Source organism: Snodgrassella sp. B3837, assembly GCF_026535955.1.
GTDB lineage: Bacteria > Pseudomonadota > Gammaproteobacteria > Burkholderiales > Neisseriaceae > Snodgrassella > Snodgrassella alvi_E.
Genome location: NZ_JAFNPI010000027.1, coordinates 1 through 3,943, shown reverse-complemented (window position 1 = coordinate 3,943; position 3,943 = coordinate 1). Strand labels below are relative to the sequence as shown.

Genomic DNA, 3,943 nt, shown 5'->3' with positions numbered 1-3,943 from the left:
TCGTAATACTGTCCCGGAAACCTCAGGTTCATGGTGATTTGGTTATTTGCATCCAGTTCGCTGTTGCCAAATGCATCACTGTTAATTTTCCAGCTTTGTTCTCCTGCACTGTTTATTGCTCGTTATGGGGTGCCTAGATGGTCTGTTATTAAATAGTGATAGGTTGCTAATTTGGTTTTTGACCTTCGTTTATGCTGGCCTGCCGCAATGGCTGATATCCCTATCACAGTCTGTTCCTAGCCGTACGCTACTGTAGATGTAGCATATGGATTTGCCTTTTGCAGTTTTGATAGTGCTAATGCCATATGGATCAATAGCTGGTCATTGCTGGTATAGGTTAAATCATTGATCTATTCTTTTCTTTCTCCCATTTAATCAATTAATTCTGCTAATTGAACAGTCATTTTCCAAATCATCTGGAGCTGCCAATTCAATTGTAATTGGCATTATTCTGTAAAATCTGGCCGCTGCTCTGGTCTTTCTATTTTAGTTTTACCAGAGCTAAGCGGTCCCATCGGTTAAACTAATAAATTTTTGCCTACAGATAAATGATTTCATGACAAAAATCTTTATCGATTATAAACACTTCTATTCTAAAACCTTTAGGATAATCTTTAAAACCTGATACATTCTCCCGTTTCTTTTTTTCTTCAAGTGCTCTTTCTAATGAGGAAAAAGTGCCAATTTCGAATTGTGTTAAACCATTTTGTTTTGTCTCTTTAGCGTGAATTAATGTATAAACTTTGTTTTCTATCATTTTTATTACCATTTAAAAGTTTTATTATTAGATTATTTATATTGTGACAAAACCTCCACGCCACCAATCTGCATCTAAAGAAATTTCATAAATCTCTAGTCTTCTTAAATTACTTAGATAATAAAATTTCGAAAAATTTTTTTCTTTCCAAAGCTATTTCATAAGTACTATAAACCCCTAATATTTGGCTTATCTCAGCATCAAAATCTTCTGAATCAGGAGACTCAAGGGCTATTTGTTTATCACCATGATAAGAATAAGTTTCATAACATAACTGAAATACTGAAATCATTAAAATAATCCTTATTAAATTAAATTTACTACCGTCTATTTTAATTAGACTTTAAATGTAAATTAATTAACTATTTTAAATTATAGTCTATTTATAACCTCTCCATGCTTTTTTAATTTGACTATACTCTGATCCCGAACCTTTCTTTGATTTTGGTAAAACTGTATCTTTCCCATATTTTTCTTTAATTAATCTAATAGCATATTGCTCAGGAGTTTCATCTTTATATGGTGGTTTTCCTCTTGCCCAGTCGGGAGTATCGTCAGCAACTTCTTTACCTGATTGCTTTGAAATTCGTTTTTTAAATTCTCTTTTGCAATCAGAGTCTTTAGGATCACAATCTCAATTAGGAGAATTAGAACTACTATTTAAATCGATATCTACTTCATTACACTCTTTTTCCTTTTTTCTTTTATTTTTAGTTTTGTTTAAGATAGCAATTGATGGAAGTGATCCTAATTCTTTATTTCGATTTTTTATATTTTGATATAACCCATACAATGAATCACTTACAAATTTATTACATGCTGGTGACACTACACATGCACTTAAAATAGTGGCTCCTATTAATACTGGAACTATTACTTGAGCCAACTCCCCAGTTGGGTCACTATATACCAGCGGATTTCCACCTACATACCCATACGTGTTTACTCCTCCTGCTAACCCTATCGGGTCACTCTGAATATATCTCCCCGTCTTCGCGTCGTAATTCCTGAAGTAGTTGTACGACAGTCCGGTCTCTTCGTCGTAATACTGTCCCGGAAACCTCAGGTTCATGGTGATTTGGTTATTGGCATCCAGTTCGCTGTTGCCAAACGCATCACTGGTAATCTTCCAGCTCTGTTCTCCTGCACTGTTTATTGCTAGTTGTGGGGTGCCAAGATGATCTGTTATTAGGTAGTGATAGCTGGCATTTTTTAGGGTTTGGCCTTCATTTAGATTGGCCTGCCATAAGGTGCTGGTACCCCAGTCGCTGTCTGGTGCCCAACCGTACGCTACTTGCATCCGTCCTGTTTGATCCAGTTCGGCTATCAGCCCTTCGCTGTTGTAGATGTAGTAGGTGGTTTTGCCATTTACGGTTTTGCTGATACGCCGGCCAAATGGGTCGTATTGGTAGCTGGCTATTTCTCCGCTGTCGTTGCTGAGTTTACTCAGTCTCTCGAATGATTAATTTTCATCATAAAATTAATCATTTATGTGATAATTGTTTTAATAAAGATTTTGCTTCATAAATTAGATCTATAGTTGATGTTTTACTTTTAAGAACTTGTTTTAGAAATTTTTTTACTTTTAAATTTTCTTTTTCGGAAATATTGAATAATTTTGCCAACAACAAAGTAGCTCTATCGCTACCATGATTTTTAGCTTGTTTTAAATAAGTATAGTACAAATCCAGTTTTTGTGTATCCCTATATAAATAAGCCAAATTTAATAAACTATCAACGCTCCCTGCACGAATTGCTTTTTTATACCAAAAAATACTATTTTTATAATTCAATTCAACACCTAATCCATATTGGTATATTCTTCCCAAATAATCCATCGCTGTATAACTTTTATTCTCGTTAGCTAATTTTATAAATTGTCGATAGGATTTTTCATAATTCTCTAAATTAAAATTTATCTCTGCACAAATCAGTTTTCCAAAAATTTTATTGTTCAACTTTGTGGCTTTTCCTATACTTACATTTTTTTTAATATTATTTTTTTTAATATTAATATTTTTCATAATATGGTGTGCTTCTTCTATAGCATAATCAGAAACATCCCTACTGTTTAAAACCACATTAAGTAATCTTCTTACTCTTTTATGTTCTTTTTTACTTATATTATACAATTTAGCTAAATCTAATGCAGCCTCATCATCTCCTTCTTTTAAAGCACGGTATAATATATATTTCGAAGCTTGCAAATCTCCCATCTGTCGATAAGTTACTGCAATATTAGATAAATAACTATTATCTTCTAAATTTGCATTTGCTTCCCAAATTAGTGCTTTATTTAGGTTTTGACTCAGAAACTCGGAATTACCAAACATACGGCCTATTTCCCACATGCTAGAAGCCACCTTATTCCTAGCCAGCATATAGTTGATAGAAAATGATTTTTTATAATGTTTTTGTATTTCAGCCTTAGAGGCAATACTTTCAAGCTGACTCAACTTTTTTTCACTATAAATTTTCACAATAAACCTCTTTTGTTTGTCAGGCCACAATACTTATAGTTGAAGTTGTAGCCTGATATTTGTAAATTTAGATATTTACTGGAGCACACTAACTGTTGCCCCTGTTGCAACAACTCCCCCTGCTACAACTCCACATGGCTCCATCATTATACATATAATTCCACCTACTACCGCGACAGTTCCTAATATAATTCCTGTTTTAGAAGTTGATTGTTCGTTTTGTTCACCTTCATTTTCTGGTTTATCACAGCTTTGACCTTTTTTTGGCCTTTTTCTATTGCTACCATCTTCATTTTTATATTCATCCCAATCTTCGGGCTTTTCTACACTACGTTTCTTTTTGCCCCATTGATCAAACTCAAAAACTTTTCCTGGATTTTTTTTATCTAACCTCCAATGTTTATACGGATTATCAGTTCCATGTGAATTCTTAGTTCTATTTCTTTCCCCTTTACTATTTTGACGACCACCTCTACCAGCCAATCCATAAAAATCAATAAAATTCAAAGGGTTCGAGTAGGAATATTCATAAATATTTATACCACCATTCAACCCTATCGGGTCATTCTGAATATATCTCCCCGTCTTCGCGTCGTAATCCCTGAAATAGTTATACGTTAGTCCGGTCTCTTCGTCGTAATACTGTCCCGGAAACCTCAGGTTCATGGTGATTTGGTTATTTGCATCCAGTTCGCTGTTGCCAAAT

At 34.0% G+C, this 3,943-nt stretch carries 6 protein-coding genes; 1 reads left to right on the top strand and 5 read right to left on the bottom strand.

From position 1 onward, the window contains the following. Positions 1 to 538: 538 nt before the first annotated feature. From J3U67_RS08345 to J3U67_RS08335, 3 genes are all read right to left on the bottom strand, one after another. Positions 539 to 757 carry a hypothetical protein gene (locus tag J3U67_RS08345; protein ID WP_267391649.1) on the bottom strand — a complete coding sequence of 73 codons (219 nt, stop codon included), beginning with the start codon at positions 755 to 757 and terminating at the stop codon, positions 539 to 541. A gap of 109 nt (positions 758 to 866) precedes the next feature. After that, entirely contained in the window at positions 867 to 1,049 is a 183-nt protein-coding gene (locus tag J3U67_RS08340; RefSeq protein ID WP_267404737.1) for a hypothetical protein, read from the bottom strand. 342 nt (positions 1,050 to 1,391) lie between these two features. Continuing rightward, positions 1,392 to 2,057: an RHS repeat domain-containing protein gene (locus tag J3U67_RS08335; protein WP_267404734.1), complete on the bottom strand. Its 666-nt coding sequence runs from the start codon at positions 2,055 to 2,057 to the stop codon at positions 1,392 to 1,394. A 9-nt stretch (positions 2,058 to 2,066) separates the two neighbouring features. On the opposite strand from J3U67_RS08335, the gene J3U67_RS08330 reads away from it, so the two are divergent. Further along, positions 2,067 to 2,219 carry a hypothetical protein gene (locus J3U67_RS08330; protein ID WP_267391646.1) on the top strand — a complete coding sequence of 51 codons (153 nt, stop codon included), beginning with the start codon at positions 2,067 to 2,069 and terminating at the stop codon, positions 2,217 to 2,219. 22 nt (positions 2,220 to 2,241) lie between these two features. On the opposite strand, the gene J3U67_RS08325 is transcribed toward J3U67_RS08330, so the two are convergent. After that, positions 2,242 to 3,237 (bottom strand): tetratricopeptide repeat protein, encoded by a 996-nt coding sequence (locus J3U67_RS08325; RefSeq protein WP_267391645.1) that lies wholly within the window; start codon positions 3,235 to 3,237, stop codon positions 2,242 to 2,244. 75 nt (positions 3,238 to 3,312) lie between these two features. Continuing rightward, the coding region (locus J3U67_RS08320; RefSeq protein WP_267391644.1) for an RHS repeat-associated core domain-containing protein at positions 3,313 to 3,943 on the bottom strand (631 nt) is incomplete at its 5' end.